At 45.0% G+C, this 18,031-nt stretch carries 17 protein-coding genes; 3 read left to right on the top strand and 14 right to left on the bottom strand.

Annotated elements, in window-relative coordinates; genetic code table 11:
- The first annotated feature begins 46 nt into the window (after positions 1–46).
- The 3 genes from QF041_RS01380 to QF041_RS01370 all read left to right on the top strand — a co-directional run bounded on the left by QF041_RS01380 (position 47) and on the right by QF041_RS01370 (position 2,289).
- Entirely contained in the window at positions 47–910 is an 864-nt protein-coding gene (locus tag QF041_RS01380) for a class I SAM-dependent methyltransferase (RefSeq protein WP_017687801.1), read from the top strand.
- A 2-nt stretch (positions 911–912) separates the two neighbouring features.
- Positions 913–1,644 (top strand): RluA family pseudouridine synthase, encoded by a 732-nt coding sequence (locus QF041_RS01375; protein ID WP_307410981.1) that lies wholly within the window; start codon positions 913–915, stop codon positions 1,642–1,644.
- A 300-nt stretch (positions 1,645–1,944) separates the two neighbouring features.
- Entirely contained in the window at positions 1,945–2,289 is a 345-nt protein-coding gene (locus QF041_RS01370; RefSeq protein WP_036613313.1) for an MGMT family protein, read from the top strand.
- A 107-nt stretch (positions 2,290–2,396) separates the two neighbouring features.
- On the opposite strand, the gene QF041_RS01365 is transcribed toward QF041_RS01370, so the two are convergent.
- The 14 genes from QF041_RS01365 to QF041_RS01300 form a co-directional block, all read right to left on the bottom strand.
- The gene (locus tag QF041_RS01365; RefSeq protein ID WP_237174758.1) at positions 2,397–3,908 is read right to left on the bottom strand and encodes a DHA2 family efflux MFS transporter permease subunit; all 1,512 of its coding nucleotides are present in this window, start codon (positions 3,906–3,908) and stop codon (positions 2,397–2,399) included.
- Positions 3,905–4,351, bottom strand: coding sequence for a MarR family winged helix-turn-helix transcriptional regulator (locus QF041_RS01360; RefSeq protein ID WP_036613308.1), 447 nt, complete (start codon positions 4,349–4,351; stop codon positions 3,905–3,907). Before QF041_RS01360 ends, QF041_RS01365 begins: the two co-directional genes overlap by 4 nt.
- Positions 4,352–4,626: 275 nt before the next feature.
- Entirely contained in the window at positions 4,627–5,067 is a 441-nt protein-coding gene (locus tag QF041_RS01355; RefSeq protein WP_036613306.1) for a MarR family winged helix-turn-helix transcriptional regulator, read from the bottom strand.
- Positions 5,068–5,295: 228 nt separating this feature from the next.
- Positions 5,296–7,758, bottom strand: coding sequence for a DNA gyrase subunit A (gene gyrA / locus QF041_RS01350; protein ID WP_307410976.1), 2,463 nt, complete (start codon positions 7,756–7,758; stop codon positions 5,296–5,298).
- A gap of 12 nt (positions 7,759–7,770) precedes the next feature.
- Complete coding sequence (gene parE / locus QF041_RS01345; RefSeq protein ID WP_307410973.1) at positions 7,771–9,750, bottom strand: DNA topoisomerase IV subunit B; 1,980 nt, start codon at positions 9,748–9,750, stop codon at positions 7,771–7,773.
- Positions 9,751–9,826: 76 nt separating this feature from the next.
- On the bottom strand, positions 9,827–10,816 hold the full coding sequence (locus QF041_RS01340) for an ABC transporter permease (protein WP_036613298.1): 990 nt from the start codon (positions 10,814–10,816) through the stop codon (positions 9,827–9,829).
- Positions 10,809–11,774: an ABC transporter ATP-binding protein gene (locus tag QF041_RS01335; RefSeq protein ID WP_307410968.1), complete on the bottom strand. Its 966-nt coding sequence runs from the start codon at positions 11,772–11,774 to the stop codon at positions 10,809–10,811. The genes QF041_RS01340 and QF041_RS01335 overlap by 8 nt, the downstream gene beginning before the upstream one ends.
- Positions 11,775–12,662 (bottom strand): GDSL-type esterase/lipase family protein, encoded by an 888-nt coding sequence (locus tag QF041_RS01330; RefSeq protein WP_307410966.1) that lies wholly within the window; start codon positions 12,660–12,662, stop codon positions 11,775–11,777.
- A gap of 277 nt (positions 12,663–12,939) precedes the next feature.
- Positions 12,940–13,743, bottom strand: a complete 804-nt coding sequence (locus QF041_RS01325) for a CAP domain-containing protein (protein ID WP_307410963.1) — start codon at positions 13,741–13,743, stop codon at positions 12,940–12,942.
- 318 nt (positions 13,744–14,061) lie between these two features.
- Positions 14,062–14,520, bottom strand: a complete 459-nt coding sequence (locus QF041_RS01320) for a GNAT family N-acetyltransferase (RefSeq protein ID WP_017687788.1) — start codon at positions 14,518–14,520, stop codon at positions 14,062–14,064.
- A complete protein-coding gene (purT, locus tag QF041_RS01315; protein WP_047843517.1) occupies positions 14,510–15,697 on the bottom strand; it encodes a formate-dependent phosphoribosylglycinamide formyltransferase in 1,188 nt (395 codons plus the stop codon). Before purT ends, QF041_RS01320 begins: the two co-directional genes overlap by 11 nt.
- Before the next feature lie 252 nt (positions 15,698–15,949).
- Positions 15,950–16,261, bottom strand: coding sequence for an FAD-dependent oxidoreductase (locus tag QF041_RS01310; RefSeq protein WP_307416865.1), 312 nt, complete (start codon positions 16,259–16,261; stop codon positions 15,950–15,952).
- Complete coding sequence (locus tag QF041_RS01305; RefSeq protein ID WP_307410959.1) at positions 16,254–16,973, bottom strand: NAD(P)/FAD-dependent oxidoreductase; 720 nt, start codon at positions 16,971–16,973, stop codon at positions 16,254–16,256. Before QF041_RS01305 ends, QF041_RS01310 begins: the two co-directional genes overlap by 8 nt.
- A 62-nt stretch (positions 16,974–17,035) precedes the next feature.
- Positions 17,036–18,025, bottom strand: a complete 990-nt coding sequence (locus QF041_RS01300) for an ABC transporter substrate-binding protein (protein WP_307410956.1) — start codon at positions 18,023–18,025, stop codon at positions 17,036–17,038.
- Positions 18,026–18,031: the final 6 nt, after the last annotated feature.

Below are 18,031 nucleotides of genomic sequence, written 5' to 3'. Positions count from 1 at the left end.
TTGTACAATAGTATCCAAATGACTTTTGAAGGATGGATAAATCATTATGTACGTAGCTAAGAATTGGAAGGATTATGAAGTAATCGATACAGGAGGCGGCGAGAAACTGGAGCGTTGGGGAGATGTGATTTTACGCAGACCTGATCCACAGATTATCTGGCCCCTCGAGCAAGAAACCAATGAATGGCGTCAGGTGCATGGTCACTATCATCGTAGCTCTTCCGGTGGCGGTAACTGGGATATGAAAAAGCCCATTCCCGAGCGCTGGACGATCGGATACGAAAACCTGAAATTCCACATTAAACCTACCAGCTTTAAGCACACTGGCCTGTTCCCTGAACAAGCTGCTAACTGGAGCTGGATGATGGATAAAATCTCCAATGCAGGACGCCCTATTTCTGTATTGAACCTGTTTGCCTATACAGGCGGAGCAACGGTAGCTGCTGCTTACGCAGGCGCTTCTGTCGTGCATGTGGATGCAGCTAAAGGCATGGTTCAATGGGCCAAGGAAAATGTTCAATTATCCGGACTGGCTGATCGCCCTGTTCGTTTTATTACAGATGATGTATTCAAATTCGTACAACGGGAACAACGTCGCGGAAATCGTTACGACGCCATTATTATGGACCCTCCTTCATATGGCCGAGGCCCTAATGGAGAGACATGGAAACTGGAAGAGAACCTATATCCTTTCTTGAAGTCATGTATGACGATCTTGTCGGATAATCCATTATTCATGCTGGTTAACTCCTACACTACGGGCATCTCCTCCACGGTTCTGCGCAACATGTTGACCATGACGATGTCTGCTCAGTACGGTGGTGACATTACTGCAGGTGAAATTGGTCTCCCAATCACACGTAGTGGTCTTGATCTGCCTTGTGGTATTCTGGGCCGTTGGGAGTCTTAATCATGTCAGAACATCGGCATGACCACGATGCGATTCCGATTCTGTTCGAAGACAACCATCTGTTAGGTATTACGAAGCCGGTCAATGTACCTACCCAGGAAGATTCATCAGGTGATCCGGATTTGCTTACATTGCTGAAGCAGGATCTGAAAGAACGATACAACAAACCTGGCAATGTTTATCTAGGGTTAGTACACCGACTTGATCGTCCTGTTGGAGGGGCAATGATTTTTGCAAAGACTTCTAAAGCAGCTTCGAGATTGTCCGAGACTGTGCGGGGACGTCATTTTCGTAAAATATATGCAGCTGTTGTACATGGCAAGTTGCCTGCACAGCAGGGAACGTTAAAACACACGCTCCTGAAAGATGCACGTACAAATACCGTTACTGTTGTACCTAAAGGTACGGCTGGCGGTAAGGATGCCGTTCTGGATTATCAGGTCATTGGTGAGACGGACCGTTACAGCCTCGTTCATATCGAACTGCACACCGGCAGATCTCATCAGATTCGGGTGCAAATGAAAGAAATTGGCTGCCCTCTGTACGGGGATCAGAAATACGGCGCAAGCGTGAATAAACCCGGGCAACAGATTGCTCTATGGTCTGTGATTGCAGCTTTTCCTCATCCAGTTACCAAAGAAGAAGTTATTCTGCAATCTTTGCCTGCAAGAGAATTCCCCTGGGCAGAATGGCCCGCTACCGTGTACCAAAAAGCTTTTGGACAACCTCGATAAGTACGTGTTCAAAAAGACTGGTTTTCAGTACCGAGAAGATGGGATGAAGCTAGAAATGGAGTAGCGGAGCGTAGAAAAGCTACGTGAGCAACGGACATTTCGGCTGAATTCCATATTCGATGCTTATGATGCCGATAGGCATCATTCGTAATCAAAAGCGGTTTTTTTGAATAACCTCTATAAGTGCACAGGATCAGGTTACATCTGTCCATACAACGTGTCGTTCAGATTCTGTATCTGAACGACACGTTTTTTCATATTTTCAGCTATATACCTAAAATACAGAGAGGAGACATCATGATGACCCCGTTTACCAAACAAGTCGTTGCGATCATCGCGGCGATTCCCGAAGGTAAAGTGATGACTTACGGTCAGATTGCAGCCCATGCCGGAAGTCCAAGAGCCGCGAGACAAGTCGTACGTATTCTGCACTCGATGAGCCGCAAGGAACGTCTGCCCTGGCATCGTGTCGTCAATGCAAAAGGAGAAATCTCCATACCGGACGAACACTCGCGCATGATGCAGGAAACAGAACTGATTAGCGAAGGTGTGGAGTTTCAACTAAACGGAACCATTAATCTCAAACAGTTCGGTCATGAGCCCGATCCTGTATTTCTTATCGATCCAACGATCCAGCCCGAATAATAAAAGTACTCTCCTCCTATCGCGTACACCAAAAAAAGAGAACTCAGGCAGTTAGGGTTACCCCTTCGACTGCTAGAGTTCTCTTTTTTGGTTTTTTCTGATATTCGTTATGCTGTAGCCGTCGCTTTTTCCTGTTCTACAGAAACAGGTTCAACAGCTGGTTTTGTTTTCCGGATAAAGAACGCCATAATCAAAGCAACCACGGTCATTCCGGTAGCCACGATGAATGCATAGTTAACACCGTAAATCGTTGCATCTGCTGTAGCAGCTATCATTGCTGTCTTATCACTAGGGTCAACTTGGCCAGCAGCCACTGCATCCGCCAGATGTGTTTTGAGCTTGCTACTCATAATGGTTACGAGAACGGCTGTACCGATCGCACCGGCAACAGTACGCAATGTGTTGGACATCGCTGTACCATGCGCGTTCAGACGTTGAGGCAGTTGATTCAGACCTGCTGTCTGGATTGGCATCATCAGCATCGACATACCGAACATACGAGCCGTGTAGATAAACATCATGTAGCCGTAGGTAGTATCGATTGCCAGACGACTCAGTCCAAAAGTTGTAATTGCCGTAATGGCAAGACCTGCAACCGAAAGCCAGCGTGCGCCCACTTTATCAAATATGCGACCTGTAATAGGAGACATAATCCCCATCAATATCGCACCGGGCATCATCAGAAGTCCTGATTCAATTGGTGAGAAACCACGAATGTTTTGCAGGAAAATAGGGAGCAGGATCATACCTGCAAACATCGCCATTGTCACGAGCATATTGATAATCGTTGTTAATGTATACATGTTGTATTTGAAAATACGGAACTCAAGGAGCGGATGATCTGTTGTCAGTTGACGAATAACGAACAGAATCAGGGATATCGCACCTACAACGAGGCATCCAATGACAATTGCACTGCCCCATCCATCGGTACCCGCATCACTAAATCCGTAGAGCAAACTACCAAAACCAAGTGTAGATAAAATAACGCCTGGATAATCCAGTTTAGGTCTGGACTGACGTGTTACGTTTTTGACAAAAGCAATACCAATTGCCGTTGCAATAATAGAGAATGGCAAGATGATGTAGAACAACAATCTCCAGGAATAATGCTCAACCACATAACCTGAAAGTGTAGGCCCAATCGCAGGAGCCAGAATCATCGCGATCCCCATGGTTCCCATGGCCTGACCGCGTTTCTCAATCGGGAAGATGGTCAGGAATACAACGGTCATCAGAGGCATCAGGATACCTGCACCTGCCGCTTGAATAACACGACCTACCATTAGAATGGTGAAGGTTGGACTAAGACCACAGACTAATGTCCCTATGGTAAAAAGAGTCATGGCTGTAATGAAAATTTGACGCGTTGAAAATTTGGCAATCAGATATGCCGTAACCGGAATCAGTACACCGTTGACGAGCATATAACCCGTAGTTAACCATTGGGCTTTGTTTGCATTGATCGCGAGGTCTTCCATAATTTTAGGAAGCGCTACGTTCATCAGGGTTTGGTTCAGGAATGCCACAAAGGCACCAATTAACAATGCCGCTACAATCGGGCCTTTCTTGATGTTGTCCATCGCTGAGGATGGAGCTGCAGCAGTAGTCGTACTCATATGTTGTTCATCTCTCTTCCTTCTAACTTTTCAATCATTTGACTATGAATTCTAAGAAGGTGCTCAAGGTCTTCCTTCGATATATCCAGAATGGGTGACACTCTTTCCATCCACAAATGGTGCGTTTCCTGTTGAGCCTGTTCCCCTTTATCCGTAATCTGAAGCTTTACGGATCGGCGGTCAGCATCTGAACGTGTCCGAACGATATACTCGCCTTTGACCAGTCGCTCCACAACAGCGCTCATGGAACTGCTGCCCATATGGCATAGCTCAGCTACTTCGTTGATGCCAATGGAAGGACGCTCCCTCAGGATGGATAACACCATAAACTGGATCGAAGTCAGCTCGATCTCCTTGTTTTCATTCCAAAATGCTCGAAAAAGCATTTGATTCACTTGGCGGAACGAATTAATAATATAGAATACTTCATACGTATCAGTCATTGATTCACCCTTTTACTTTTAGAATATAATATTTCGTACACGAAATATCAGGGGAACAATTATTTATTATAACAAAAATATTTACATAGTCAACTCTTTACATATGAATTCACAAAAATAATATTAGGACATACTAACTGCGTTACATCCATGCCTTTACTCAACTAACCTGGACACAGTGTGTAGCATATGTAATTTGTAAATAAAATAACCATAGGGCTCCTGCATGAAACGAGCAGGCACTCCTATGGTTATTCAGAAGAATCAGCATGGTATCATACCGAAGTAGATAAGGCAGGCTCTTTGGTCTTGGGTGTTGTCATTTTGCCTAACAGATATACCAGCAATTGTTGATTGTGCATCGAAATGTTACTGAGAACAGAGTTCATGAATTCATTCCGGATGGTGATCCCCCGCTCTGTCTCCATTCTTCCTTTCTCTGACAGAGATACCCACACAATGCGTCGATCCTGATTATCCCGATTCCTGCGAATCAGATCATTCTTCTCCATCCGATCGAGCAGCATGGTTACAGCAGCTGGCGTAGTCGACAGATAAGGAATCAGATCCGAAGGTTTCATTTTCTGATGATCTTCAAGTACCTCCAGAACCGCCAGCTGAGCCTCCGTTAATGAGGGTGCCAGCTCTTGATCCATATGCAATTTATAATCTTTGGTTAACCTGGACCAACACTTGGCAAAATCGGAATTATACATCTTCCATCGCTCCTCTCTGCAACCGGTTATCACTTCACCTGCTTAAGTTTTCGCGCTCCAAAGCCGCATTCCTGCTGCCTTTTTTCAATTTCCTAGCGATCGACCGTAATCGACGAAGGTTGTTAAACTTCGCATGGATGACCTCTTCTAATCCGCCTTCGAACAACAAAAAAAGACTCTTCGCATGACAGGATTAGCTGTTCTGCGAAAAGTCTCGTTTGTTTGTTTTTATGAAGATGATGCTGGTTGATTCTCATTGAAGTCCCTTAGAAGTTCAACGATCTCGTCCTGTTTATCCACATGAACGATCAGCTTACCAATATGTTTGCGCTCTGTAATCGGAACACCTTCCGAAGAGATCTGATGCACTTGGCCTTCCTTGGTCATTACAGTGATCTTACGTTGCTCTTTGCAATAAAACGCTCCAACAATACGGCTGCCATTCGGTTTCACACGTTTGCCTTCTTTGAACTCGAATGTGGCAAGCCCCTTGCCTCCACGGCTCTGTATAGCGTAATCCAGAAGTAATGATCGTTTACCATATCCCAGATCGGACAACACGGCAACTTCACCTTCATCTCCTTCTACCCATAGAGCCGCTACAACTTCATCTGTATCTCTTAACTGAATACCACGAACACCACCTGATACGCGTCCCATTGGATTGACTTCATCCTCTCGGAAACGAATCGCCATGGCTTCTTTTGTAATCAGCATAATATCTTGACCACCTGTACTTAGATGTACAGATAACACTTCATCGTCCTTGCCCACTTTACAAGCCGCAACTGCACCGGAACGTTTGGTAACGTAATCCTTCAGTTCCGTTCGTTTCACCTGTCCTCTTCGTGTAACAAAGACCAGACTGTGATTCGGCTCTTCAAAGGATTTCACAGCAAGCACACTTGCAATACGGTCATCTTTCGCAAGGGGAATCACGTTCACAATGGCTGTGCCCGGGTCTTTCCACTTGAATTCAGGTACCTGATGAACAGGTAACAGGAAATACTGACCTTTCCTCGTAAAGACAAGCAAGTTCTCAAGTGTATTTACTTCCAGAACCTGAGCGATATAATCGCCGTCTTTTACTCCACTTCCGCTCCGTTCACCACCAGAACGTGTAAAGGACTGCATGCCTGTACGTTTCACATATCCCTCTTTGGATAACGTAACAAATACATCTTCCGCATTCACAAGTACTTCGAGATTTACCTTGAGTTCTTCCACTTCACCCTGGATCGTAGAACGACGGTCTATGCCGTATTTCTCACGAATCTCCATCAATTCCTTGCGGATGACTCCGATGAGCTTGCGGTCACTATCCAGAATGGATTGTAATTGTGCAATCTTTTTCATCAGTTCACCGAGTTCCTTCTCCAGAGAATTGATCTCCAGATTCGTCAAACGGTACAATTGCAACGTAAGGATGGAATCCGCTTGGCGTTCCGTGAATCCAAACATCCACATCAGGTTATTTTGAGCATCTTGACGGTTCTTCGAAGCTTTGATGGCCGCAATGACCTCGTCAAGGATGTTAAGTGCTTTTACCAAGCCCTCGAGCACATGCGCACGGTCTTGCGCCTTCTCCAGCTCAAACCGGGTACGGAATGTTACAACCTCCCGCTGATGGGCAATGTAAGCCTCGAGGATCGATTTCAATCCTAATTGGTGAGGTGCTTTATTCACAATCGCCACCATATTGAAATTATAGGTGACCTGCAGGTCGGTTTTCTTCAGCAAATAAGCCAAAATACCTTGTGCGTCCGCTTCTTTTTTCAGCTCAACCACGATTCGCAGACCTTCACGTCCGCTCTCATCACGCACTTCGGCAATACCTTCAACCTTCTTCTCAAGTCGGATGTTCTCCATCGCTGTAACGAGACGAGATTTCACGACCTGATAAGGAATCTCGGTAATTACGATTTGCTGTTTGCCACCGCGCATGTTTTCAATCTCGGTTTTGGACCGGATATAGATCCGTCCCTTACCTGTGCGATAAGCATCAAGAATGCCGTCACCGCCCATAATCAATCCGCCTGTTGGAAAGTCAGGACCCTTCATAAACATCATGATTTCGTCCAGCTCAATTGACGGTTTCTCCATCACAGCGATCGAAGCATCAATGACTTCACGCAAATTGTGTGGAGGAATCTCCGTTGCAAATCCGGAGGAAATACCGCTGACACCATTAACCAGCAAGTTCGGATAACGGGATGGCAATACAACCGGTTCTTTGGCCGTATTATCAAAATTATCCTTAAACAGAACCGTCCGTTTCTCGATATCGCGAAGCATCTCCATCGCGATGGGCGACAAACGGGCCTCCGTATACCGCATCGCCGCTGCCGGGTCATCATCCTGTGATCCCCAGTTACCATGACCGTCCACGAGCATATGGCCCATTTTCCAAGGCTGAGCCATCCGCACCATACCCTCATAGATGGATGAGTCACCATGTGGATGATAATTACCCATTACGTCCCCAACGGTTTTGGCAGACTTGCGGTAAGTCTTGTCAGGCGTATTACCTGAATCGTACATGGCGTACAGAATACGCCGTTGTACTGGCTTCAACCCATCCCGGACATCCGGAATGGCTCGATCCTGAATAATATATTTGGAGTAGCGACCGAAACGGTCCCCAACGACCTCTTCGAGAAAGGCCGGCATAAATTGTTCTGATGGACTCATTCCAAGCACCTTCTATTCTTCGTACTCTGTAAAGTCGACGTTCTCTACAATCCAGCGTTTCCGCGGATCAACCTTATCACCCATGAGTGTAGATACACGACGTTCTGCTTTTGCTGCATCAACAATCTGTACCTTCAGCATCGCACGAGTTTCCGGATTCATTGTGGTCTCCCACAGTTGATCCGGGTTCATTTCACCTAGTCCTTTATAACGTTGAAGCTCAACATTATTACCGAATTCCTTCATATAATTCGCCAATTCTTCATCCGTCCATGCATATCGAACTGTCGCAAGCTTACCAGACTTACGAGTAAGTTTATACAATGGCGGCTGAGCTATATATACTTTACCTGCATCAATTAATGGCTTCATATAACGATAAAAGAAGGTTAACAACAGTACCTGAATATGTGCACCATCGGTATCAGCATCGGTCATAATGATAATTTTGGAATAATTGCTGTCTTCAACTGCAAATTCGGTTCCTATGCCCGCCCCAATCGCCGCTGTAATGGCGCGGTATTCTTCATTTTTGAGAATGTCGGCCAGCTTCGATTTTTCCGGATTGAGCGGTTTTCCCTTGAGCGGCAGAATAGCCTGAATCTTCGAGTCGCGTCCCTGTTTGGCAGAACCACCTGCGGAATCCCCTTCAACAATAAACAACTCATTTCGGGTAAAATCCTTTGATTGCGCCGGCGTTAGTTTGCCGTTCAGGTTGGAACTCTCACTGCGTTTCTTGCCTGTACGCATATCATCACGTGCTTTGCGAGCTGCTTCTCTGGCTCTGGAAGCTTGAACCGCTTTGCGAATTAACGTTTGCGCTACCTGCGGGTTTTCTTCCAGGAACCGCTGAATATTTTCGGACACGACCGAATCCACTGCACTTCGAGCGGAAGCGCTGCCGAGCTGATCCTTCGTCTGACCTACGAACTCAACATCTGACATTTTGACACTGATGACGGCCATCATACCTTCACGCAGGTCATTACCTTCGAGGTTTTTGTCTTTTTCCTTAATCATGCTGGTACGCCGTGCGTAATCATTCATTACACGGGTATACGCAGCCCTGAATCCGGTCTCATGAGTACCGCCGCCCCGAGTAGGGATCGAGTTCACGAACGAAGCCAGTGTTTCCGTATAACCCGCGTTATACTGGATTGCCACTTCGACTTCAATGTCATCCTTCTCCGCATAGAAGTGAATAACATCATGCAGCACATCTTTATTTTCGTTAAGAAAAGCAACAAACTGGCTTGCTCCGCCTTCATACATGTATTCATCCTGATTGCCCGAACGTTCATCCTTGAGCACAATTTTCAGACCCGAATTCAGAAAAGCAATCTCCTGAAGACGTTCTGCCAATGTATCATAATTAAATTGAATACCGCTCTGGAACACCCGAATATCCGGTTTAAATGTAACTTTTGTACCTGTCCGATTGGTATTGCCCAACACTTCGAGACCGGAGACCGGTTCACCGACATGTTCAATCCCTTTTTTGTCCTTCCAATACTCGAATCGCTGACGATGAATCTTGCCATCACGGAAAATCTCGACTTCAAGCCACTCGGACAATGCGTTTGTAACTGACGCACCTACACCGTGCAAACCGCCTGATTTTTTGTATCCTGATCCACCGAACTTTCCGCCTGCGTGCAAAATCGTAAACACGACCTGGGGAGTAGGAATCCCTGTTTTATGTATACCTGTCGGAATTCCCCTTCCGTTATCCTGAACCGTAATAGAACCGTCCTTATGCAGCGTGATATCGATTTTGGAGCAGAATTTGGCGAGATGTTCGTCGACTGCGTTGTCGACAATTTCCCATACCAAATGATGTAAACCTGAAGTGCTGGTGCTGCCGATATACATCCCCGGCCGTTTCCGTACCGCTACCAACCCTTCAAGTACTTGAATGTCGTCCGCGTCGTAGCCTGAAGACCCCTGTCCTCCGCCTGTCGAACCTGCCGACATATCGATTTGCTCGACCATTCATGCTCCCCCTTCTTAACTTGCAACTAAAAAAATGCCTAAAATGCAAACAGATGTTTTCTTATCCTTGTCCATTTTAATTCAAGATATCCCGTTTCGTAAAGACAAGGAATGACACAATGAGTGAAGCAATGCCCCAAACACTAAGCACAATAAGGGAAAAACCTAAATTCATACCCTCGATTGGAGGTAACCCGCCAGACAAATAATTCGGAAGTTCGAGGTTAACCATGAACAAATACTTCGCTGTCTGCCAAGATGCTGCCATACTGGTCAAGATTGTTCCTGCAATCAGCGCGGCCATCATTATAACGATACTTGCAGCAGTACTGCGCACGAGCACGGATACCATAAATGCAAGCATAGCCACAATTACACTCACAAACCAGATCAGTCCTGCCTGCATTAGCATATAAAGCCACTGGTCTACAGCATGCACTGCCGACATATCGACATCTGTTCCCACAACTTTGAATCCTGTGAAGATTGGCATGTTGAAGCCTTTATAACCAAAGACCGCACCCGATATGACATAACATATAATGTAGGCTGATACCACTATGATCGAAACAAACATAATCAGCGTAATTAATTTACTCAGAAGCACTTTCCAGCGTCTAACCGGACGCGTTAAAAGCATTTTAATCGTCCCTGTCGTACGTTCACCAGAAACAAGATCTGAAGCAATAGCCATGATTAACAGTGGAATAAACAATCCAACCGCGTTGTTCATGAACTCCCGCGTAAAGGTGACACCGCCCGGTTCTTTGGGATTGATGTCATTCTCAAGATAATACTGCATCTGCTGGATATATACTGTTCTATATTTTTTGTACTCTTCAGGTACCCGATCGCTACCGAGCGAATTTTGATTATCTGTGATGGCCTGTTGCAGTTCAAGACGCCAATCGCCGCCAAACTTGTCGCGATTATTCTCCGCAGATTTCATCTGGGCATACGTAAACATCGGTACGAGGACCGCAAGTACAATAAATATAATATAAAGCCGTTTTTTCTTCACCATCTTAATCGTTTCATTGCGGATCAGCGGCATGATATTACTCAATGGATTCACCTTCTGTCATTTTTAAGAATAGTTGTTCAAGCGTAGGCTGAATCCGCTGTACCCCTTCAACCTGTACACCAGCTTGAACCATCTGTTGCACCATATCAGGAATTCGATCTTCGTGCATCTCGGCAACCACAGCGTTGGGACCAAGGCCCGCAACAATGGTATCATCCATCACATCCGCAGGTCGACCTACCAGAGCAATGCCTGCATCCTGCAACATTTTTTTGCCTTGCTCCAGTGGTGAAAGATGCCATATGGCCAACTTGGAATGATCTTCAATCAGTTCGCTTACACCTCCAACAGCAAGCACACGCCCAGCACTGATAATGGCTACTCTGTCACAGAGAAGCTGGATCTCACTTAACAAGTGACTGCTGACAAATACAGCCATACCTTCACTGGCAAGTTGCTTAATAAAGACACGAAGTTCCTTAATCCCTTTTGGATCAAGACCATTTGTCGGTTCATCCAGAATAAGCAGACGCGGTCGCCCAAGCAGCGCTTGTGCAATACCGAGCCGTTGACGCATACCCAATGAGTACGTTCTGACTTTATCGTGAATCCGCTGATCCAGACGCACAATATCTACAACTTCCTGAATTCGTTCATTGTCCACACCTGGTTGCATGCGAGCGAAATGCTCCAGGTTCTCCCACCCTGTCAGATATGTATATACCTCCGGATTTTCAACAATGGAGCCTACATACTTCAAAGCACGCTCAGGGTCCCGATTCACATCATAACCACAGACTTTAATTTTTCCTTCTGTTGGTTTGATCAGATCGACCAGCATCCGTATCGTAGTTGTTTTGCCGGCACCGTTGGGACCGAGAAATCCGAAGATTTCACCAGGTTTCACGTCAAATGTAACGTCCTTAATGATCCATTTGCGTCCGATCCGCTTTTTCAGATTCTGTACGGATAGGACGGAATCATACTGCTGCTCTGCCATTTAATTTCCGCTCCCTTCTGCCGGTGTATCTGCCTGGAATTCCTGTGCAATCCGAACTGCAATTTGCTCATAACCTTGTCCGTTGGGATGGAAATGATCTGACGAGAGATACTCCCCCAGATGATTTTCAAATAAATCGAATGTAGGGACCAGTGTCATCTTGTCCTCATTGTTCAAAATAGCCAGTGCAGCATCGTTCCATGCAGCAACTACTGCATTACCCGGCTTCTCCAGTTCCTTCACATCACCAAATGGATTGTACAGCCCTATGTACGCAATCTGTGCATCGGGATTAATTTTTTTAACTTTCTTCAATATCTCTTGAAGGCGCTTGGACGTTTCCGGCAAAGCCGCTGCCAGCTGCTCTGCTGTTGGCGGATCTTCCCCCTGAAGAACTTGTCCTCCCTGAAACAAATCATTTGCGCCGATCGAGAGCAAAATAAAATTGGACTGTTGCAGGACGTAACGCACGCCTTGCTCATCGAGTTTTTCCAATAAAGCATCTGTTCTCAAACCGTTTACACCCAGATTATTAAGAACCTGAACATCATATCCTTTATCTTTAAGCAGGTTCCCTGCACGTCTCACAAAACCGAGTCCTTCATCATCCCCCGTGCCTCTTGCCAGGGAATCGCCGATGACGGCCATCCGAATCTTGCCATCTTCCACGACAGCGGGTTTCCCCTCGATATCCTTAGATGGAGCAGTTGCCTCCTGGCCTGTCGTTAATGCGGAATCTCCCTCGGGGAAAATCACGTCTTTTATGGCGTATCCAAATCCAAATAACAACAGCAAAGTTGCCAAGATGGATACTGTACTGACAGTTCTCCAGATCCATGGTGCTGAATCAAGGCTTTTTTTCTTTTTCATCATCACATCTCCGCTCATGTACACCAATCCGGGTGCTTTATAATTTATAATGACTTTACATTAAGGCGTGTCTGAAAATCCGCTTACTTCGGAGTTTTCAGACACGCCCTGATGATGCTATTCCTAAATAACATAAATGTTCTGTCGTTAATTTGCAAATTTTGGCGCTCTATTCGCAGAATTCATTTTTCTTATGTCATTTTACGGAAAAAAGGTTATACCATACACAGATTTGAACTGTGTGCTGGCATAACCTTGTGAAAAAGAAAATCATACTTTCTTCATTATAAATCGATTACTTACCGATAAACTCTTGTGCCCAGTATCCATTGTAGTAACCTACACCGATATGTGTAAAGTTTTTGCTCAGAATATTGGCACGGTGCCCTTCACTATTCATCCAAGCTGTAACAACTTCCTGTGGTGTTTTTTGTCCTTGGGCAATGTTCTCACCTGCATAGCTGTAAGTTACTCCGAATTGTTTCATCATATCAAACGGAGAACCATACGTAGGTGACTGGTGATCAAAATAGTTGTTGTTACTCATATCTTTTACTTTAGCAACAGCTACTTTGTCCAGAAGTGCATCTGAAGTCAGGGCGTTCAGACCTGCTTTAGCACGCTCAGCGTTCACAAGTTTTACAACTTGAGTAGCAAAGTCGGATTGTGCGCTTTCGCTACCATTATTACTTGTATTGTTACCTGTATTACCTGTGTTTGAAGGATCTTTAGCCGGTGTAGTTTCCGGTTTTTCTTGAACTGGTTGTGTTGGTTTAGTCGGTTGCTCAGGCTTAGTTGTAGGCTCAGCAGGTTTTGTTGTTGGTTGAGTTGGTTTTGTTGTCGGCTCAGCAGGTTTCGTCGTTTGATCAGGCTGCGTAGCAGGTTTCTCTACAATTTGCCCCTCGGATACGGTGTATCCATTTTGTTTGAGCCATTTCTCAATATAAGCTTTCAAGCTGTCTGTGCTTGTAATTTTGTACGTTGTGATAGTCTTATATGTTGAATCTGCAGCAGACGCGGAAGCAGGAAGCATTACCCCTACGGCCAGTACGGCTGTCAGACTACTCGTTACGACAGTTTTCATCCATTTCTTTTTCAAATTCATTCATCTCCTTAAGATTAGTTATTACAACTTTGTAATTAATACTCTAGCAGTATATCAATTCAACAGGAGATTGTGAACCTATAAAATATGGAAAAGTAACTTTTTTGTCATTTTTTTAGAATGTTTCAGATTTGTCCTAAGGGCTTATCCTGTAAGGCTCTACCCCCATCGACAAAAGCATAAAAAAAAGACATTCGGACTAAAAATGCTAGTCGAATGTCGCTTCACCATCTATTTATCATTCACCACACCAGAATGTGCAGATCAGGATATCATGAGAATTTCCATGCAATAGAAGAAACTTTTTTTATACTATAGAAGAACTTTACTGAACCGATAGCCTCTCTTCTGAAAACCAATGTGCTCATAAAAAGAGTACGTTGTTGAAGTCACTTCACGGTTAGCACCCGTGACAAACAGTTGTTTACCACCTTGCTGTCTGCCCCAATCTTCGGCACGAGCCATCAGACGACGGCCAATCCCACCACCACGATGCTCTTGACCTACAATCAGGGAAGTAATTTGTGCGGCAGGTTCTGGATAGGCATGACTTTGCACACATTGCAAGCCAATCACACCAATAATTTGTTCATCCACTTCGGCAACAAGCATGCATGCGTTTGGATTGGTTTCCAAACATTCAATACGTTCTTTCATGACATTGGTTGTTGTCGGATAGCTGACCTCTCGCATCAGTCCCGTTACCGCTTCAGCATCTCGTAGCTCACACTCTCGGATCATCAGTACAGGGGCCTCAACATTATTGGACATGATTTACCTCCACTTTCAGCATATTAGCGGCTTGCACCGCTGTTTTACGAGCTTCTTCCACATCTTGGCCAGCACTTAAGGCTACAGCCATTCGGCGTCCTACTTTGGTCTCAGGTTTGCCAAATACACGAATCTGAGTACGAGGAAGAGCCAGTGCTTCTTCAATCCCGCCTACAGTAAAGTCAGATGTTTCATCATTAGCCTTCAGCGTTGCTGAAGCTCCCGGTGTCAACAGATGTACACCTGTGACCGGAAAACCAAGAATTGCACGTACATGCAGCGCAAACTCGGAACTGTCTTGCGTCACCATTGTAACCATACCTGTGTCATGCGGACGAGGAGATACCTCGCTGAACACAACACCATCCGATGTGAGGAACAATTCAACTCCAAACAGTCCATACCCGCCAAGTTCATCCGTGACGGATTTGGCAATATGACAAGCTTGCTGCCATTGCTCAGGAGTCATTGCATGAGGCTGCCAGGATTCGACATAATCCCCATCTTTCTGAATATGACCAATCGGAGGACAAAATACGGTGCCTGATACAGACCTAACGGTAAGTAATGTAATCTCACTGTCAAATTGCACAAAGCTCTCCACAATAACACGAACGGATTTGCCACGAGCCCCCGAAAGAGCAATGTTCCAGCAATCCTCCACGTCGCCCGGTGTTCGGCATACACTCTGCCCTTTGCCGGAAGAACTCATTAATGGTTTAATGACACAAGGTGTGCCAAGCTCACGTACGGCTTCCTGAAGTTGTTCCAGGTTGTCCGCAAAAAGGTAGTCAGCTGTTGGAAGTTTCAATTGTTCGGCTGCAAGCCGACGGATGCCTTCGCGATCCATCGTTAAACGTGCAGCTCGGGCAGTAGGTACTACACAAAATCCCTCTTCCTCAAGCTCCAGTAAAGCTTCTGTTGCAATAGCTTCAATCTCAGGTACGATGTAATGAGGTTTTTCTTTACGGATCAATTGTTTCAAAGCTTCGGCATCCAGCATGTCGATGCAGTAAGACCGGTGCGCGACCTGCATCGCAGGTGCGTTCTCATAACGATCAACAGCGATCGTCTCTACTCCCAGTCGTTGGGCCTCAATAACGACCTCTTTTCCCAATTCTCCACTGCCTAGTAGCAGCATTTTTTTGGCTTGAGCCGTAAAAGGAGCACCCCACATGTTCTTTCCAATCCTCCCAAAGAGAAATCTTCTATATCTGTCTCTCTATTTTCGGGGTTTTGGTTAAAGATTGCAAGAGTGTCCCCTATTTTTCTTGTGAATTTTACAAGATTTTTTGTGTTTTTTCGATCAAATTTTACAATTACCGCTTACAGATTCGATACTCCTTCCATTCCTCCCATAATTAAGGAAATGTTAAAAGAACAGATTTTAATACTCCAACGAATCGAAATACGCAAACAAATCCCAAGTTTAAAGACTTGGAATTTGTCGATTTTTTTCTCTGAAGATTTCATTATGGGAAGAAACATAAGCCATCTGGGGTGCGTCTGGCGTCATATATTGTTTCGCACTATTAACTGCCACGATCGCATCATTGAAGGCTCCTGCAATGAGTCTAACTTTGCTCTCGTGGGTCGCACAGTCCCCTGCTGCTAAAACACCCGGAAGACTCGTCTGTGCATGGTGGCTCATTAGAACCATTCCATCGTCCATTTCTAAGCCACAACTGGCAAGATCACTTAGATTGCTCTTATATCCGTGACTAATGACGACTTCATCCACTTCCAACACCACATTGTCCTGACTTTTTCATATGTGTAATCTCAACCTGCTGGATTCGCTTGCCATTATTATGAAGCTGCGTGATGCTGTATGGTGTTCTCACATCCGTTATATTGTTCATCTCACTTACATTTCGTTCCATCGCGCGGAACTCATTATTCCGGTGGATTACAACTACGCTGCGAGCAAGTTGAGCAAGTTCAATTGCCCAATCTACTGCACTGTTGCCTCCTCCTGAAATGAGCACACGTTTCCCTGAAAAATGTTCTGGATTTTGGACGGTGTAATGAAGATTTTCATACTCACATTCCATTTGCTCTTGAAGCTCCAATTTTTGAATTTCTGCGATACCTCGGCCCACCGCAACAATGATCGTACGCGTATAATGTATCTTCCCTCCAGTGGTATACATACTCCATATTCCGTTATCCAGTCGAGTGAATCTTTCCACTTTGCAATTCAATACAACCGTTGGATTAAACGTATTGGCCTGCTGAACAAGCCACTCGATCAACTTCGAACATTTCATAGGTGGTAGACCGCCTACATCCCAAATTGTTTTTTCCGCATAGGTATGCAGAAATCCACCAAGCTGGTCTTTACCTTCGATGATTTTAACTTTCATATCACGCATCCCTGCATAAAAAGCTGCATACATGCCAGCAGGGCCGCCTCCGATGATGGTTACATCATAGATATCTTCTTCAATCATTTTAAACACACCTTGTTAATTTAGTTATGAATTCGAGATACATGTCACTTTACCCGTTTGCTTTATTTGTTTTTTGCTTCAAAAGCAGCAACAATATCATCAATGACATATTCATCGGCAAGTGGAGACATTCCCAGATTGAACCATTCCTTGCCACCCACCATGTAGACGTGGTCCTGCTTGACTGCTTTCAGATTTTTCCATAACGATGAAGATAACATATCTTCAAATTTCTTTTTAATTTCCGGATTAGTCTCATCATCCAGCTGAACGATCAGATGATCTGCGTCGTATTCAGGAAGTACTTCCAAGGATACGGACATGGCAGTTTGATCTTTCGGGAAATTAGGAAGTGGATTCATTCCCAATCGTTTGTGGACAAAGTTCCCTCGGTCAAGGTTCTCCCCATGAAGTACGATTTCTTTTTCCATCACTCTAATGTAGAGAACAGTCTCCTCACCAATCAGCTTATCCAATTTGGCAGCAGCTACCTTCTCCTTATCCACCAAATCCTGAATCACCTTTTCTGCCTGTTCTTCTTTGTCCAAAATTTTGGCCATATCCCGCAGTTCATCGCGCCAATCATCACGCTGTGGCAAAAGTACGGTAGGTGCAATCAGAGTAAGCTGATCATAGTCCTTTTTGGACCACCAGTCAGGAGCGATAATCAAATCCGGAGCTGCCTCCATCAGGGCTTCAAAGTTAGGCGTTCTTCCTATTCCCATTTTCATCGTGTTTGCGAATGGCTCTTGTAAGTAAGAAGGAAAATCTTCATGGTAGTTCTGTACAGCAATAGGTACGATGCCAAGTGAATATAAAAATTCTGGATATACAACGGACAAACCAACTATTTTTTGTGGGTTCACTGGAATTTCAACTTCTCCCATTTCCGTGTTCACTTTTTTCACCTGACTGGCTTCTGTTGTTGAAGAATTGGCGGTACCCGCTTCTTGTCCCACGCTCGAGGATGCTTCTTTGCCTGCTGCCCCACAAGCCGAAATAACGAGCATCAACATCATTGTGCATATTACGGTTAACCATCTGAATCTCATTCTCTA

Source organism: Paenibacillus sp. W2I17 (genome assembly GCF_030815985.1).
Classification (GTDB): domain Bacteria; phylum Bacillota; class Bacilli; order Paenibacillales; family Paenibacillaceae; genus Paenibacillus.
Note: the sequence above shows the minus strand (reverse complement) of the source record. Positions and strands in the feature narration are given on the sequence as shown.